The sequence below is a fragment of the Gillisella taibaishanensis genome, assembly GCF_001938985.1.
Taxonomy (GTDB): Bacteria; Pseudomonadota; Alphaproteobacteria; order Rhizobiales; family Rhizobiaceae; genus Allorhizobium; species Allorhizobium taibaishanense.
In genome coordinates, this window is record NZ_MKIN01000022.1 from 261,462 (window position 1) to 277,944 (window position 16,483).

Sequence of the window (16,483 nt, forward strand, 5' to 3'; positions counted from 1 at the left end):
TCACGATGCAATTCCCTCACCCGCTGCCGCCGGAACCGCCTGATCTGCGCGGCCCTGGCCGGCGCGCATGAAAATCGGCTGGAAAGCGCCATGCTGGCGGATTTCGAGCTTGCCTTCGCGCACCAGTTCCAGCGAGGCCGCAAAGGCGCTCGCCAGCGCCGTCACCCGCTCAGTGGGATCGGCGAGGTAATTCCCGAGATAACCGTCCAGCGCCGTCCAGTCGCTGATGTCGCCGATCATTCGGGTCAGCAATTCACGCGCCTCGACCAGCGACCAAACCGTTCGCCGGGCGATCGTCACCTGGGTAAACGCCTGGCGCTGGCGCAGATTGGCATAGGCCGAGAGCAGATCGTAGAGGCTAGCCTCGAAGGCCGAATTCACCCGATCCGGCACATGCTCCGGCGCGCCGCGCTGGAAGACATCGCGGCCAAGCCTGTTGCGGTTGATGAGCTTGCCGGCCACATCGCGCATAGCCTCCAGCCGCTTAAGCCGAAAGGCAAGCGCTGCCGCCATTTCCTCACCGGACGGCTCGTCGTCCTTGGGCTGCTGCGGGATCAGCAGCCGCGATTTGAGATAGGCAAGCCAGGCGGCCATGACGAGATAATCGGCCGCGAGTTCGATGCGGATGCTGCGCGCCTGCTCGACAAACAGCAAATACTGCTCGGCCAGCGCCAGAACCGAGATCCGCGACAGGTCGACCTTCTGATTGCGGGCCAGAAACAGCAGCAGATCGAGCGGTCCTTCGAAGCCCGCGACATCGATTACCAACGCCGGATCGCCACTCGCCCGTTCCTCCGCATCGCCCTGCCACAGCCGGTCCATCGGCGCGCCAACGGCAGGCTTGCCGCTGACAACAGACGTCGGGGCGGCAGGGTTGGCCGCCATCAGACCAACGCCGTCAGCGCGGCAAATTCGGCGCGCAGGGCCTGCTCGTCGGAGGTGTCGACGCTGCCAAAGGCTGATTCCACCGCCTTTACCCGCTCAAGTGCCGCACCGGAAAGCACGGGCGCATGTGCGGCGACCTGGATCATTTCTTCCATGATGCCATGGCAATGCAACAACACATCATTGCCGGCGGCAACGATGGCGGCGGCCCGCTCGGCGATCGTGCCCTTCAACGCATTCATCGAGATATCGTCGTTCATCAGCAGGCCGTTAAAGCCGATCAGTCCTCTGATAACCTCATCGATGACGATGGCCGAAGTTGAAGCCGTGTAGTCAGGGTCGAAGGCGGTGTAGACGACATGGGCGGTCATCGCCATCAACTCGCCGTTCAGACGCTTGAAGGGCGGGAAATCATGCGCTTCCAGCTCCGCGCGCGACGCGGACACGACAGGTAGCTCGTGGTGCGAGTCGGCCATGCCGCGGCCGTGGCCGGGAATATGCTTGATGGTCGGCAGCACTCCGCCCGCCTTCAGCCCGAGGGCCGCCGCCTCGCCCAAGGCACCGACCGTATCAGGATCGAAACCATAAGCGCGGGTGCCGATGACATTGCTCGCCCCTTCCACCGGCACGTCGAGCACCGGCAGGCAATCGACATTGATCCCGTAGCGGCTGAGATCGAAAGCATGCAGCCGTGACATGAGCCAAGCAGCGCGCAAGCCCTTTTCCGGGTCGGCGCGGTAGATCGCGCCGATATCGGAGCCGGAGGGGTAGCGCGGGCACATCGGCTCGCGGATACGCTGCACACGTCCGCCTTCCTGGTCGATCAACACAGGCGCATTGCGGCCGCCGACAGTTTCGCGCATCGAAGCGACGAGATCAGTGATCTGCGACGCGGAAATGCAGTTGCGGCCAAACAGGATAAAGCCCCAGGGCTGCTGTTCGCGAAAGAACGCCTGCTCGTCAGGGGTCAAAACCGGGCCTGAGCAGCCCAAAATCATTGCTTTTGCGTAGGTCATAACAAGACAATAGTCGAGCCAGCCGAAAAGCCGAGAAGAAAGCGCCGATCATGCACAGGAATCAGCACTGAAGACATGAACAAGGCCGCGCTGTGATGACAGCGCAGCCCTATTCTCTTCGACGTGCCCCGATCGCGAGGCAACCTGTCTTTCAAAGCTTAGCGGACAACCATGCAGGTGCCACCGGCGCCGCGATAGCGTTCGCAAAGCGATACAGCTTCATCCTTGCTGCCGGCCGGGATGCGGACACGGTAGTAGGTGCCCTTGCCCGGAATGTCGGCAGCCTTGATGTCGACGCCGCGGCCACCGATGACGCTACCGAACTTGGCCGAGAGGCTCTTATAGCTCTTCTGGGCGTCGGCCTCTGACGGCAGCGACGAGATCTGAACCAGGTAACCGCCGGCACCACCAGCCGAAGCAGTCTGAGTTGCAGCAGGTGCTGTCGGCGCTGGCTTGGCAGGTGCGGCCAACTGGGTGGGCGCGGCGGCAGCCGTCTGAGTCGGCGCAGACGATGGCGTCGGACGATTGCGCGGAACCGGCATATTGGGTGCAGGAACTCCTGCATTGTCCTGGGCAGGAGCGGCGGCTGCGGTATCAGCAGCAGCCGGAGCCGTATTGTTCGCTGCCATGGCCTGCTCTACCGTCTGCGGAGCCGCGGCAGGTTGACCAGCCAACGCCGGCTTTGCGCCCTGCGGCGGCTGAGCCGGCTGGCTATTGGTCTGCGGCGAGGTGCCGGCAGGCACATCCTGCGCCACCAGCGATCCGTCCGGCCGAACGATCATCGTCTTGACCTTACGCGGCGTCATATTCTGCTGGTCGCCGGTCTTGGCACCGTCCGTCTGGCCCGGCTGCCCGTTGCCTGCACCATCCTGACCATCGCCGTCCATGCCGGCCGTGTCGGCGGCAGACTCCTGGTCGAGCGGCAGATTGTCGGGGCCGAGCGTACGCTGGGCGACATCCATCGGCTCTTCCTGAGAAGAGATCAGGTTCTTTTGCTGCGGCTGGTCAGGCGTGGAACCGGACACTCGGTCATAAACGGCCTTGTTCTGGTTCGGTACGGACTTGCCGCCCGGATCGGCCGGCACGACTTTCACCGGACCCTTGTCAGCCATCACGATCTTCGGCTCGCCAGAGCCAATACCGTCGACAGAGCCGGTCTTTATCCAGGCGAATACACCGCCGCCGGCCACCAGCACGACGGCAGCCGCAGCAGCAACCGCCATCCAGCGACGTGAACGACCAGGAGCCTCTTCGTCATCGTATTCCTCGGCTTCGAGCGGCACGGGGACTGGACCTACCGGCTTGGTTCCGAAGCTGTGGGGACCGTCGAGGCTCCTGCGGAAATCCTCCTCGAGCGCCTTCTCGAAAACGTCGAAATCGTCGCTCGGCATGTTTTTGACCTGCTCGGCCAGCGGCGGCATGGCTGCAGCCGCCGCGACGGGAGCAGCCACTGCTGCTGCCGCCATCACAGGCGTTGCCCGCGACGGCGCAGGCGCCCCTCGCGGCTCGACCGTCTGATCGAGCAGCGTCGCAAGCTCGGCGTCGATGTCGAAATCATAGTCAGGCGTATAGGCAACAGGAGCCGCGTCTTCGACCGGCGGCAGATCAGGCACATCGAGATGCGCGAGAGCCTCCAGATGCTCATCCTGATCGGAAATTTCGGCCGCATCGAAGGGCAACGGTGCCGCCTCCAAGGGCGGGTGAGCAACAGGCTCGCTGACAGGCGCATGGGCCGCAGGAGCGTGGTGTTCACGAGGCGACGAGACATGACTTGCCGGGGCATAGTCTACAGCAGCAGGCGCAGCGACGGGTGCTTCGACTTCAGCGACAGGCCGATGATGCTCGACGGCAGCAGCCTCGGCTTCCAGTTCAGACAGGTCGAGTTCGATATCTTCGAGCTCGAAATCGAAGTCCGCACCAAGGAGATCGCTCTCCGGCTCGACAACGTCCGGCTCGTGATGGGATTGGGGCTGCGTCTCAACAGCAACGTACTGGGGCTCAGGAGCCTGATGCGCGTATGCTTGCGGCGCGTGACTATAATCCGTCCGACCGTAGTTAGAGTGATCAGAAGCGACCGGCGCCGGCATATGCTCTTCGCTGCGGGCCAGGGCGTCGAAGAAGCTAGAAACGTCCTGCTGTGCTGGAGCAAGGGGTGCGGCCGCAAAATAAGGATCGGTCGCGGGTTGCAGCAGCGGCTCATGACGAGGCTGAGGGGCATCGAATTCAGGCTCGCGGCGCGCCGTCGAGACCGACACCGTCGGCTCGGGGCTGAACCCAAAATCGAAATCCGCTTCCGGCTCGTGTTGCAAAGGCGCGGCATGGGCCTGAACCTGCTCGGAGCGAACCGGTTCCAGATGCACGGGAGTCGGCTCGACTGCCGGCGCCATATCGGGTTCATGGGCCATGACCGGTTCGTGGCGCTGGCCATAGCCATCGTCCTGACGCGATGGAGCAGCGCGTGCCGTTCCTGCGGTTACGGCATTGAAATTGGCAAGCGGCAACCTGTGACGGCCGTAACCATCCCTCGGATCGGCACCGCCGGAGCGCACCGCCGGCGGCTCTGGCGTCACGTCGCTAACCGACCATTCGAGCTCGTCGGCAAGCGATAGCTCCTCATCCACATGACGAGACGGCTCATGATAACCTGATGCGGCACCGCCGAATGAGACCGGCTCTGCTGCCGCCAGTGGGGCGGAGAGAGGCTCATGCGCATGGTGATGATGCGTCGCAGGTGCGGCGGCAAAAGCGGAGTCGTCGACATAGCCGTCGAGATCACGCAGCAATTCGTCCTGCAGGTCGACGTCAGCGGGCGGGGCGGCATGACCCTGCCCGTTTGCTGGTCGATAGGGTTCGGTTGGAGCGACCGAGGCGCCGAGCGGCGGATCGCGGCGCACGGCCGGCGCATCGTAGCCGACGAGACGGGCAAGTTCCGCCAACGGATCATCGTCAGCGAACGCATTGCCTGCTGTATCCCTGCTGTATGCAGCCTGTTTTTGCACCATAACCCTACACTTCCACTCGCTACGCGACTATCGGCCTGCCAGTGCAATGTGGGGAATTAGTGACAATGTTATCGCATTTCCTGTGGGGCATCCGTACCGGTAATAGCCAATCCGGACTTCAACACAGAAGCGACAGCATGCACCAGCCCAAGCCTGGCAAGACTTGATTGTCGGTTTTTATCGTTAACAAATCGTAATTCCGGCTGATCCTTGCCCTTGTTCCAGTGAGCATGGAACGAACTTGCCAGATCGTAAAGATAAAATGCGATGCGATGCGGCTCCATCGACTGCGCCGAAGCTTCGACGATTCGCGGATATTCTGCAAGTTTGGCAATCAGCTGCACTTCGCTCGGATCGGTAATGCCGGCGACTTCCGCCTTCAGCACATCAGGCGACAAATCGATATCACCAAAGGTTTCGCGCGCCTGCCGAAAGATCGACATGCAGCGGGCATGGGCATATTGCACGTAAAAGACCGGGTTGTCCTTCGACTGTTCTGTCACCTTGGCAAAGTCGAAATCCAGCGGCTCGCTGCTCTTGCGGTACAGCATCATGAAGCGCACCGAATCGCGGCCGACTTCTTCGACAACATCACGCAGCGTCACGAAATCGCCCGAGCGCTTCGACATCTTCACCGGCTCGCCATCGCGGTAGAGCTTCACGAGCTGGCACAACAGCACCGTCAGCTTCGACTTGCCTTCGGAAACAGCCTTGGCCACTGCTTCCAGCCGCTTGACGTAGCCGCCATGGTCGGCGCCCAACACATAGATCATCCGGCCGAAACCACGATCAAACTTGTCCTTGAAATAGGCAACGTCGGCGGCGAAATAGGTGTAGCTGCCGTCCGACTTGATCAGCGGCCGGTCGATGTCGTCACCGACCTCAGTGGAGCGGAACAGCGTCTGCTCGCGGTCTTCCCAATCCTCAGGCAACTGCCCCTTCGGTGGCGGCAGCGTACCGCGATAGACGTGGCCCTTGAAGGTCAGGTCGTTAATCGCCGTGCGGATCGCCGCCGCGCCATTGGCATGCAACTGGCGCTCGGAATAAAACAAGTCGTGATGCACGTTGAGGGCCGCCAGATCCTCGCGGATCATCACCATCATGGCATCGATGGCGCGGTCCTTGACGATCTCCATCCACTGCTCTTCCGGCATGTTGTGCAGCCGTACGCCATACTCTTGCGCCAGCGCCTCGCCGACAGGCTTCAGATAATCGCCCGGGTAAAGCCCCGGCGGGATCTCTCCAACGCTCTCGCCAAGGGCTTCGCGGTAGCGCAGAAACACAGAGCGGGCCAGCACATCGATCTGGGAACCGGCATCATTGATGTAATATTCCTTGGTCACATCATAGCCGGCAAAGGTCAGTAGATTGGCAAGCGTATCGCCAACGACAGCGCCCCGGCAATGACCGACATGCATCGGTCCGGTCGGATTGGCCGAGACATATTCGACATTGACCTTCTGGCCAGCGCCAGTCTCAGAGCGTCCGAAATCTGTTCCAGCCGTGATCACGGAGGACAGGAGCCGCTGCCAGTAGCCGGCCGAAAGACGAACATTGATGAAGCCTGGGCCAGCCACCGACACTTCGGAAATGTCGGCGTCTTCGCGCAACTTTTCCCCGATCAGATCGGCCAGCGCCCGTGGGCTGATGCCAAGCGGCTTGGCAAGAACCATGGCCGCATTGGTGGCGGCATCGCCGTGGCTTGCATCGCGCGGCGGCTCGACAACAATGCGCTCAAATGACAGTTCGCTTCGCTTTTCCTTTACAAGATCAAGGGTTTCAAGCGCTTGTTTGATTCGATTTTCGAAGTCGGCGAACAGGTTCATTTGGGTCAATCCAGACAGATTCAGGTCGAAACCGCCCGCAAGGGGGCGGGTTTTCGCCCGCTGCCTAGCGCAAATCCGGAGTATGGTCAAACAGCTGCCTGTGCACCCGCACAGCATAGGTATCGGTCATCCCCGCCAGAAAATCGCCGACATGCCGAGCCTTGGCAGGCGTTTCGAGCCCGGCGGTATGCTCGACCCAATAGTCGCTGCGCATCAGGGTGGGATCGGCCATATAGGCGTTGAACAGGTCGGTGACGATCTGGGCCGCACCTGCGCGGATGCGCATGATGTCGGGATGGCGGTAAATCTTCGAAAACAGCAGTTTCTTGATCTGCCTGTCGGTCTCGGCCATGGACTCCGAGAAGGTAATAATCGTCTCGCCCGCCTGACGGATGTCGTCCGCCGACATAGGGCGGATGCGTGTCAGCCGATCCTGCGCCATCGCAATCACGTCCTCGACCATCCGAGTGATCTGCCTGCGCATGATTTCATGGGTGAAGCGGTCGGCTTCGAGGTTGGGGTAGCGGTCGCGCACTTCGCGCATCAATCCAGCCAGAAACGGCACGTCCTCCAGCATATCGAACGTGAGGTAGCCGGAGCGTAGGCCGTCATCGATATCATGGGTATTGTAGGCGATGTCGTCGGCCACGGCGGCGGCCTGGGCCTCCAGGCTGGCGTGGCTGGCAATATCGAGGTCCTGTAGCTCGCAGTATTCGATGATCGGCAGAGGAACGGGGCCTCGGGTGCCCTCGCCGGCCGCAGTCATCAGTGGTCCATTGTGCTTGACCAGACCTTCGAGCGTTTCCCAGGTGAGGTTCAGCCCGTCGAATTCGGCGTAGCGCCGCTCCAGCTTGGTGACGATCCTGAGCGACTGGGCATTGTGATCGAAGCCACCATAGGGCTCCAGCAATTCATGCAGCGCGTCCTCGCCGGTATGACCGAAGGGCGTATGACCGAAATCATGCACCAGCGCCACGCCCTCAGCCAGATCCTCGTCGATGCGAAAGGCGCGCGCCAAGGCGCGGGCAATCTGGGCCACCTCGATCGTGTGGGTCAGCCGGGTGCGGTAATGGTCACTGTCGGGGCCGATGAACACCTGCGTCTTGTGCTTCAGGCGGCGAAAAGCTGTCGTATGGACGATCCGGTCCCGGTCTCGCTGGAAATCCGAGCGCGTCAGGCTGTTGCCCTCGGGATAGAGCCGGCCTCGCGACGCCCAGGGATCGGCGGCGAAAATCGCCCGCTCACCCACACCAAATCCCAATGCATTTCTATCGATCGTCATGCCTGCCCTATCCTGCCCATTGACGCCTTGGCTTCCTGTTCATACCTATAGGAAATCACCGTGCAAGACACGGGGCCGATCTATATAATCCAGTTTTCGCTCGGCAATTTTCGCTCTATTTCGGCGGGTTTGCCAGGTAAACACAGCATAACCCCTGGTTTCTACGGGCCTTGAACCCGTTTGGAGGCAAAGACATGACGAATCAGACAGTGACAGTTTCAGAACGGGCGGCGAAACGCATCGCCAAGATCGTTGCCGCCGAGAGCGATAAGTCGGCGCTGCGCGTCTCGGTCGAAGGCGGTGGCTGTTCCGGCTTCTCCTACAAGTTCGATCTCGACCAGGGCCCACAGGACGGCGACCTGGTGATCGAACGCGACGGCGCGACCCTGTTGATCGACTCCATGTCGCTGGTCTACATGGCCGGCTCGGAAATCGACTTCGTCGACAATCTACTCGGCCAGTCCTTCCAGATCACCAATCCCAATGCGGTGGCCAGCTGTGGCTGCGGCACCAGCTTTGCGATGTGAGCCATCCTGGCTGAAGGACAAAGAAAGCGCGCCATGAAAATTGCCACCTGGAACATCAACGGCGTCAAGGCGCGCATCGTCAATCTGTGCCAGTGGCTGGAAAGTGCTTCACCAGACATCGTCTGCCTGCAGGAAATCAAATCCGTCGATGAGGGCTTCCCACGCGCCGACATCGAGGCGCTTGGCTATCATGTCGAAACCCATGGCCAAAAGGGCTTCAATGGTGTCGCACTGCTATCGAAGCAGAAGCCTGATGAAGTCAACCGGGGCCTGCCCGGCGACGACGCAGACGAGCAGGCGCGCTTTATTGAAGGTGTGTTTTCCGTCGCTGATGGCGTGCTGCGGGTCTGCTCGCTGTACCTACCGAACGGCAATCCCTCCGACGATCCGGTGAAATATCCCTATAAACTCGCCTGGATGGCGCGCCTGCATCGCTTTGCCGCCGAGCGTCTTGCGCTGGAAGAGCCGCTGATTCTGGCCGGCGACTATAACGTGATTCCGCAGCCGCATGACTGTTACGATCCGGCAGCCTGGGCCACTGACGCGCTGTTCCTGCCGCAAACCCGTGCGGCTTTTCATGCCCTGACCAATCTCGGCCTGACCGATGCGGTGCGCGCCACCAGCGACGCGGTCAAACTCTATTCCTTCTGGGATTATCAGGCAGGCGCCTGGCAGAAAAACAGCGGCATCCGCATCGACCATCTGCTGCTATCGCCAGAGGCGACGGACCGACTGGTGTCGACGGAAATAGACAAGCATGTGCGCAGCTGGGAAAAGCCGTCCGACCACGTACCGGTCATTGGACATTTCAATTTCGCCGCAGCGTAAAACGACCAGTGCCGTTAACGGTAGAGCTTTGCTGAAATTTGGAACTGTAGAGGAAGGCTGGTTTAAAGCCTCTTAGGCGCAATCGATCAGGGATCGGCGTCCGGGCTGTTTTGCACCTGCGGCACGAGCGCCACGGCGACGCGCCGATCCTTTTCCTCCGCCAAGGAAAATGCCCGTTCCTGCAAATCCTCGATCCAGGTGCAGTCCTTCGGCGCGCATTTGTCGAGCGCTGCCGTCAAGAAGGCGAGACCGCGCGCAGCTTGGCCCTCTTCAAAAATTACGTCGCCAAACAGCGCCATGGCGCCGGCATGGCCGTTCTTGCGAGCAAGGTTGAGCCACTTCTTGGCCTGCTGCACATTGCGCTTACCGCCTTCGCCGGCCAGAAGCATCTTGGCGAGTTCAAACTGCGCTTCCGGAAACCCAAAGGTCGAGGCTGCCTGAAAGTAGAGCTGGCGCGCCTGGGCAAGGTCCGTCTTGACGGGGCTGCCGGCAATGCCCTCGTGATAGTAGTTGGCAAGAGAAATCAGCGCATTGACGAAATAGACCGTGTCTTCCGATCCAGGCTCGACACCTTGATTGGCGATTTCGGAATAGATCTTGAAAGCTTCATAATCGTTTTTGACGACGCCATCACCATCGGCATACATGTTGGCAAGCGCCCAGCGAGAACCGGTATGGCCCTTTTCGGCGGCATAACGATAGGCTTCGACGGCATCTTCCGTCTTGCCGCTCTTTTGAGCATTAAAGCCAAACTTGAACAGATCGAAAGGGCCAGATTCCTTCGAAACGCCCGACTTGATGTCAAAGGCATGGGCACATTGCGCGCAAAACAGGTTGCCGACAGCCAGCGACATCAGCACGAAAACTGAAGATCGCCAGAACACCCGCCCCTGATTACCGTACACCTTAAACATTTCCACGACCAAAGGCCCTTCTACGCACAAGCGAAGGATTTACGACCGAGGCACAAACAACAACGTCCGCAACCGGCACCAGATCCAAGTCCCATAAAGAACGCAACCGGATTGAAATCCGGTAAATTATTCTTGGCGCTCCGTCTATTTCCCCAGCATATAATAGCTTTCGGGCAAGAAAGCGGCCTTGAAGTTGAAACTGCTGCCCGGAATACTCGCTCACCGCCCTCACATCGCCAGAACGCCCAAGACCCACTTGAAAATGCGGCTTTTTCAGCGCCGCAGGAGCCGTGACCGTTCTGGGTAAGCGCGGAGATTGCACACCCAGAACTTCGCACACCAACTTTGCTGCGCTCCATTTGTGGCGGGAAATAGACATTTTAGCGTGTCGAGGATTACCGTGATGACGATATAGGCCGTGTTGCAGATTCAGCACAAATGTTGTCGCAAACGACAAAAACCGACATAGGCTGAGTTAACGAATTGTTCACAGCTCCATCATCGAACCAGCCGTAAAAAAGAAGGCTCGGTTGCTTTTGAAAACAACCGAGCCCTTTTTACAAATTCGTCAAAAACCTACCGAGACAACTGCTGCCAGGATTAGAATTTGACCTTCAGGTTGGCATTCAATGCCGTGACCACATCATTACCGAAGGAATAGGTCGCATCGTCGCCATACGTCTTACCGTCAATTACAACGGTACCGGATTTGCCGCTGGTCAGAAGGCCGACCAAACCGGCGAGCCGGAATTCGACATTCTTGGTCGGCGCATAGGACACCGCTGCACCGACAGCCCAGGTATCCGTCTGTGCGCCGTAACCCTGAGACGTGCCACGATCCCAGCTCAGGCTGACGGCACCGCTCCACTGATCGGTGAATTTGTGGCCGACGCCTGCTACGACCGTAACGCCGTCCCGGTAACCGAGATCCAACTGCGTGATCGCGATGTTCGTACCCTTGATGTAGAAGGGAATCTGCTGGAACTGGCTCCAGTCGACCCACTTGACGGAACCAAAGGCGAGCCAATCCGGTGCGATGCCGCTTTGAACCTTAAGCTCAACTGAATCAGGCATGGCCTGAGAGCCGTAGACGTTGTAATTGGCGCCATTGACCTGGCTGAGGTCCAGCTTGCCGGTAATATTGTCGAGCTTGACTTCGCTGTTGTAGACCAGGCTGGCGCGGAAAGCATATTCGGGAATTTCATAGGCGAGACCAGCGCGCCAACCCCAACCGTCACCCTTCAGTTCAAGATGTCCGACGCCGTTGCCGAACGGCGTCAACGCATCCGGCACGACCAGACGATCCTTGAAACCGCTGACTTCCTGATAGAAGCCGCCGCCGATCACCCTGATCTGACCCGGACCAGCATCGAAACGATAGGAACAGGTCAGACCATAGTTTTCGCTCTTGATCTTGGTTTCGATGTTGCTTTGAGCGCCGACCCAATTTGCACCCGGCTTGCTGTGAGCGCCCCAGGGCTGCGAATAATCGACAAGGCAGTCCGCCTCGCTGCCGATTGCCGCTTTGATCCCAACGCGCGAATTCCAGTAATTCTCGGTATCTTTTGCGGTGGTCGTGCCGCCACCAAAGCCGTTTGACCCCAAACCATCGGAGGGATCCACATCCTTGGCGTTCTTAAGTTTTCGATCCGGCATCACGTAGACAGTGGAACCTTCGGCTGTCACAGCGGAAGGATCGAACAGGAGGTCGATGTTATAGCCGCCGCGCTCCAGACCGCCCGCCATTGCCTCAGTGCCAACCAGGCCTGTCGCAAGCAAGGCGAGAGCCGCGCTAGAAATATGTCTTTTTATCATGTCCCCTCCGCATATAGAAAATTTCATAGGCAAGCCTAACCTATTCAAAACAAATGACAACTTTACGAATTGCAAGTGCAGCGCAGCATGACAGGCGTCAAATTTACGTAAGATCTCATTAGCGCCGCAATTTCGCCAAATTGGAAGGAGGGTTTTGCTTAATAGAAGACTTATCCCGCCATTTTCAGAATATTTTTTTACGTTTCACCGCATCCGTTGCAGAACGACAACAGCGACGTCGTTCGTGGTGATCGTGTCTTTTCGGCACATGTATTGCATCGCACAATTAATCGCGCACACGTTGCAACCATCAGCAAAAGGCCCGGAGGCGGTCACGCCTCCGGGCTTTTAAAAATGCAATCGATCCTCAGCAGATGTCAGCCGGCTTCATTGACCCTTTGCAGGGCCACAGCCAGTACGCCGCGCTGTTCTTCGAGTTCAGCCAGACGCTGGCGCTCAGCAGCGACGACTTCGGGATCGGCATTGGCGACAAACTTCTCGTTGCCGAGCTTCTTGCGACCCTTTTCGATATCCTGGTCGACCTTGCCGATCGCCTTTTCAAGCCGCGCCCGCTCCGCGCCCAGGTCAATCAGGCTGCCGAGCGGCAGGCAGGCCGTTGCTTCGCCGATGATCACCTGAGCAGAGCCCTTCGGCGCTTCGGCCGCGTGGCTGATATCGCCAACCCGCGCCAGGCGCTTGATGGCGGCTTCGTGATGCTCAAGCCTGGAGCGGGTGACGCCATTGGCCCCGACCACGACCAGCGGCGCCACGGCCGATGGCGGCACATTCATTTCGGCGCGGGCCGAGCGAATGCCGCTGACCAGATCGATCAACCAGTTGATGTCGGCGGCGGCATGCTCGTCACTGAACGACAGAACCGGCCAATCGGCATGGCAAAGCAAGGTTTCGCGCGCAGCGCCCTCGCCGGCCGTATGCGCCCAAAGTTCCTCCGTCATGAACGGCATGAAGGGATGCAACAGCTTGTAGATCTCTTCCAGCACGTAAGCCGCACAAGCCTGCGCCTCGGCCTTGGCGGCTTCGTTATCACCGGCAAAGATGGGCTTAAGCAGTTCCAGATACCAATCGCAGAACTGATTCCAGACAAAGCGATAGAGCGCCGTTGCCGCATCATTGAAGCGGAAGTGTTCAACAGCCTCGGTCACCTCGCTCTGGGCGCGGGTCAGCTCGGTCAGGATCCAACGGTTGATCGCCAGCGACGTCGTTTCCGGTAAGAAGGACGGATCGCTCTTCACACCGTTCATCTCGGCAAAGCGCGTCGCGTTCCAAAGCTTGGTGCCGAAATTGCGATAGCCGGCAACACGGGCCGTATCCAGCTTCACGTCGCGCCCCTGGGCGGCCATGATCGCCAACGTGAAGCGCAGGGCATCGGCACCGTATTCGTCGATCAGTTCCAGCGGATTGATGACATTGCCCTTGGACTTCGACATCTTCTGACCGTTCTTGTCACGCACCAGGGCGTGGACATAGACGGTCTCGAACGGCTCGACCGGATTGCCGGCCTCGTCCTTCATGAAATGCAAGCTCATCATCATCATCCGGGCGACCCAGAAGAAGATGATGTCGAAGCCGGTAACCAGGACATTGGTCGGATAATAGCGCGCCACCTCAGGCGCATTTTCCGGCCAGCCCAGTGTGGAGAAAGGCCAGAGTGCCGAAGAGAACCAGGTATCCAGCACGTCCTCGTCGCGGGTGAGGATCTCGCCCGGCTTGAAGTTCTCGATCTTGTCTTCGACAAACGCCTTCATCGGGCCTTCATGAGACAGGTAATGCTGGATGGCGGCGTGCAGCGCCTCTTCCTCGGTCTTTTCGACAAAAACCTGACCATCCGGGCCGTACCAGGCCGGAATCTGATGGCCCCACCACAACTGACGCGACACGCACCAGGGCTGGATGTTTTCCATCCACTCGTAATAGGTCTTGTCCCAGTTTTTAGGGACAAATTTGGTGCGGCCTTCGCGCACGCTCTCGATCGCGGGCTTGGCCAGCGTCTTGGCGTCGACATACCACTGCTCGGTCAGGCGCGGCTCGATCGGCACGCCGCCACGGTCGCCATGTGGCACCATATGCTTGTGCGGCACGATCTGGTCGAGCAGACCTTCGGCTTCAAAGATCTCGACGATCTTCTTGCGCACGAAGAAACGGTCCTGGCCTTCCAGCTCACCCCAGACCATTTCCTGCTCGCGGCTAGGCGTCAGCCCCTCCAGGAAATCGTCATTGTCGACAAGCGTGACGGTCGCGTCGATATTGAGGATATTGATCATCCTGAGGCCAGCGCGCTTACCGACGTCGAAGTCGTTGAAGTCATGCGCAGGCGTCATCTTGACGGCGCCGGTACCGGCCGTCGGATCTGGATACTCGTCGGCGACGATTGGAATGCGGCGGCCGACGATCGGCAAGATCACATGCTTGCCGACGATGTCCTTGTAGCGCTCGTCATCAGGGTGAACCGCAATGCCGGTATCGCCGAGCATGGTCTCGGGCCTTGTGGTCGCGACGACCAGATAATCGCGTACCTCCCATTCCGTCGGCTTGCCCTCGTCATCGAAGGCAACAGGGTGGCGATAAGTGACGCCCTCTTCGAGCGGATAGCGCAGGTGCCAGAGATTGCCGTTGATCTCGTGCTGCTCGACTTCAAGATCGGAAATCGCAGTCAAGAGCTTCGGGTCCCAGTTGACCAGCCGCTTGTCCTTGTAGATCAGGCCCTGCTTGTAGAGCGTGACGAAGACTTCCAGAACGGCCTCGGACAGGCCTTCGTCCATGGTGAACCGCTCACGCGACCAATCGCAGGAGGCTCCGAGGCGCTTCAGCTGATTGAAGATCAGCCCGCCCGATTCGTCCTTCCACTCCCAGACCTTGTCGATGAAGGCGTCGCGCCCCATGGCGCGCCGGCCGGGCAGTTGCTTTTCCATCAACTGACGCTCGACAACCATCTGCGTGGCGATGCCGGCATGGTCCATGCCCGGCTGCCACAGCACATCCTTGCCGCGCATGCGCTGGAAGCGGATCATGATGTCCTGCAGCGTATTGTTGAGTGCGTGACCCATGTGCAGCGACCCGGTCACGTTCGGCGGCGGGATCACGATGGTGAAGCTTTCCGCACCCGGCTTGGCGTTGGCGCCAGCGCGGAAGGCGTCTGCCTCATCCCAGGCCTTGGCGATCTTCGGTTCTACGAGAGCGGAATCATAGGTCTTGTCGAGCATGTTCTGACCGGATTTTGGGTCCTTCTGCTTCAATGCGAACCAGATGGACCGGGGGATTTCGGTAAAGTCACTGGCAAAGCCAGGGTTTGTGTAAACCGGAGAGGCTGCGCAGTGTCAAGGAAGGAAAGCAAAAAGCCGCCCGTCATCCGGGCGGCTCCAAGCCTATAAGCTTCGTCTGGATTCACGCCTGCCTGACGATCTTCATCAGCGGCGCGGGCCGCGGGCGATGCGCTCGATCTCTTCGCGCACCAGTCGTTCGACCAATGTCGGAAGATTGTCGTCCAGCCAGTCCTGCAGCATGGGCCGCAGCATGTCCTGAGCGATCTCATCCAACGAGCGCCGCTGCTGGCCATCGACCACGGCGGCAAGCTCTTCGAACGACTTTGCAACTTGGGCGCCTGCCTGCATCGACAGAAGACCGTTGCGATCACTGTCCTGATGATCCTGGCGCACCTGCTGCTGCTCCTCTTCGCGGCGCTCGATCGTTGCCGGCTGTTCAGCAGGCAAGGATGCCGCGACGCTTGCCGGCGACATCGGCTCGGACTGCAACAAGGCTTCGATATGGCGCTGGCTGGCGCTCATCGCCTCAGGCTCCGCAATCCGGGCCCTCGCCATGGGCATATCGCTGAAACCACCCGCAACGGGAGAGCCAAAAGATGCGATGGCACCGGCATCCCGCTGCTGCGGCTGGCTTTCATGGGCAAATTCAGGAACAGGCGGCTCATCGCGTCGCTCGGCCGTCGCGCGCACCCGGGCAGCCAAATCGGCCAGCGACACCGGCTTCTGAACCGACCTGCCGGCATCCTCCATAGGCTGGGAATTGATGTGACCACGATCGGCTGCATTGCCCTGATCTGAAACTGGGCCTGGTTGATTGGCTGCAACCGGCAGTTCCATCGGCAAGGCCTCTACTGAAAATGCGTCGCCGGGAATATCCAGTTCATCGACTTCGTTGTCATAGCCATAGTTGTTGAAGCTGCGGCCGGGGGCTGGCTCGTTGCTTTCAATGATCCGGCGAATGGATGCCAGGATTTCTTCCATGGATGGTTCACGCGATACATTCGGCTGCGCCATTACAATCCCCGTTGGCTTTGAACCCTACCGGCCTGCCCCATATGATTCGGTTGACCTTAGGATACGCCTTCGCGCGAGGAAATCTCCCTGAAA

At 59.7% G+C, this 16,483-nt stretch carries 11 protein-coding genes; 2 read left to right on the forward strand and 9 right to left on the reverse strand.

Going from position 1 to position 16,483, the window contains the following annotated elements:
- The 5 genes from BJF91_RS12440 to BJF91_RS12460 all read right to left on the reverse strand — a co-directional run bounded on the left by BJF91_RS12440 (window position 1) and on the right by BJF91_RS12460 (window position 8,011).
- Complete coding sequence (locus tag BJF91_RS12440) at window positions 1–885, reverse strand: segregation and condensation protein A (protein WP_075614837.1); 885 nt, start codon at window positions 883–885, stop codon at window positions 1–3.
- Window positions 885–1,901, reverse strand: coding sequence for a beta-N-acetylhexosaminidase (gene nagZ / locus BJF91_RS12445; RefSeq protein ID WP_075614838.1), 1,017 nt, complete (start codon window positions 1,899–1,901; stop codon window positions 885–887). The genes BJF91_RS12440 and nagZ overlap by 1 nt, the downstream gene beginning before the upstream one ends.
- 158 nt (window positions 1,902–2,059) lie before the next feature.
- Window positions 2,060–4,903 (reverse strand): SPOR domain-containing protein, encoded by a 2,844-nt coding sequence (locus tag BJF91_RS12450; protein WP_075614839.1) that lies wholly within the window; start codon window positions 4,901–4,903, stop codon window positions 2,060–2,062.
- 68 nt (window positions 4,904–4,971) lie between these two features.
- Window positions 4,972–6,729, reverse strand: coding sequence for an arginine--tRNA ligase (gene argS, locus BJF91_RS12455; RefSeq protein WP_075614840.1), 1,758 nt, complete (start codon window positions 6,727–6,729; stop codon window positions 4,972–4,974).
- Between the two features lie 64 nt (window positions 6,730–6,793).
- Entirely contained in the window at window positions 6,794–8,011 is a 1,218-nt protein-coding gene (locus tag BJF91_RS12460; protein WP_075614841.1) for a deoxyguanosinetriphosphate triphosphohydrolase, read from the reverse strand.
- Window positions 8,012–8,205: 194 nt separating this feature from the next.
- Between BJF91_RS12460 and erpA the strand changes: the two genes are divergently transcribed.
- Complete coding sequence (erpA, locus tag BJF91_RS12465; protein WP_075614842.1) at window positions 8,206–8,538, forward strand: iron-sulfur cluster insertion protein ErpA; 333 nt, start codon at window positions 8,206–8,208, stop codon at window positions 8,536–8,538.
- Between the two features lie 33 nt (window positions 8,539–8,571).
- Entirely contained in the window at window positions 8,572–9,366 is a 795-nt protein-coding gene (gene xth, locus BJF91_RS12470) for an exodeoxyribonuclease III (protein WP_075614843.1), read from the forward strand.
- An 86-nt stretch (window positions 9,367–9,452) separates the two neighbouring features.
- On the opposite strand, the gene exoR is transcribed toward xth, so the two are convergent.
- The 4 genes from exoR to BJF91_RS12490 form a co-directional block, all read right to left on the reverse strand.
- Entirely contained in the window at window positions 9,453–10,220 is a 768-nt protein-coding gene (gene exoR, locus BJF91_RS12475; RefSeq protein ID WP_162843877.1) for an exopolysaccharide production regulator ExoR, read from the reverse strand.
- Between the two features lie 660 nt (window positions 10,221–10,880).
- On the reverse strand, window positions 10,881–12,095 hold the full coding sequence (locus BJF91_RS12480) for an OmpP1/FadL family transporter (RefSeq protein WP_075614844.1): 1,215 nt from the start codon (window positions 12,093–12,095) through the stop codon (window positions 10,881–10,883).
- 377 nt (window positions 12,096–12,472) lie between these two features.
- Window positions 12,473–15,316, reverse strand: a complete 2,844-nt coding sequence (locus tag BJF91_RS12485) for a valine--tRNA ligase (RefSeq protein ID WP_075614845.1) — start codon at window positions 15,314–15,316, stop codon at window positions 12,473–12,475.
- A 204-nt stretch (window positions 15,317–15,520) separates the two neighbouring features.
- Entirely contained in the window at window positions 15,521–16,390 is an 870-nt protein-coding gene (locus BJF91_RS12490; RefSeq protein ID WP_075614846.1) for a PopZ family protein, read from the reverse strand.
- Window positions 16,391–16,483 lie beyond the last annotated feature (93 nt).